Consider the following 876-nt stretch of genomic DNA (forward strand, 5'->3'; position numbering starts at 1 on the left):
AAATAAAATGCTATAAGCCTAGCTTTCGCCCCGAACGCGAGTGCGTCTCCCTTTGGGAGAAAGGCGAAAGCGCCTATATACCTCGGTTTTGCCAAAAATATTATTGATACGGCTGGGCATTTTATTACTGGTAAGGGCCTTAACCTCAATCCTAATTCTTTATCAAATAAAGTCGCATAATGTCGCGCCTGTGGGAGCATTCAACGTTTCAGGATAACAAATCAAAACTAATTAGTCTCCTTTAACCCAATAACCAATGGAAACCCCTGTTTCTGCGCCTAGTGGACTAGAAATCAACGCTTCTGAGCAATTCGGCTCTTGGCTATGCAAGCAAAATCTCAGCTTGGCATTCACAACCTACCAAACCAACCGCCTTTTTTTCGTTAGTAATCAAGCGAACAGACAGCTGAAGCTCAACGAAAGACTATTCGACAAACCAATGGGGCTATATGTAGCAGGCAAAAGCCTCTACATGACTACCCGCTACCAACTCTGGCATTTTGATAACTTCTTGGCTAATGGCGAAAAACATGGGGAATGCGATCGCCTTTATGTCCCCCGCACCGCTTACACTACAGGCGATGTCAACGCTCATGAAGTAGTGTTAGACGATGCCGGAAAAGTGATTTTTGTCAATACCGACTTTAGTTGTTTAGCCACCCTCAGCCCAGACTACAACTTTGTTCCCTTATGGCAACCGCCCTTTATTTCCAAACTCCTCGCCGAAGATCGTTGTCATCTCAATGGGTTAGCAATGGTAGAAGGCAAACCCGCTTATGTCACTGCCTGTAGTACCACAGATACAGCCGCCGGCTGGCGTAATCATCGCCATGATGGGGGAGTCGTCATCGACGTTGCCCAAAATGAAATCATCGC

The 876-nt window shown here is 46.0% G+C and carries 1 protein-coding gene; it reads left to right on the plus strand.

What is annotated here, in order from left to right; all coding sequences use genetic code 11:
- Positions 1-256: 256 nt before the first annotated feature.
- Positions 257-876, plus strand: a 620-nt coding sequence (locus tag G1O98_RS38405) for a TIGR03032 family protein (protein WP_163939704.1), incomplete at its 3' end; no start/stop codon positions are given.

Source organism: Nostoc sp. UIC 10630 (assembly GCF_010747425.1).
Lineage (GTDB): Bacteria > Cyanobacteriota > Cyanobacteriia > Cyanobacteriales > Nostocaceae > Nostoc.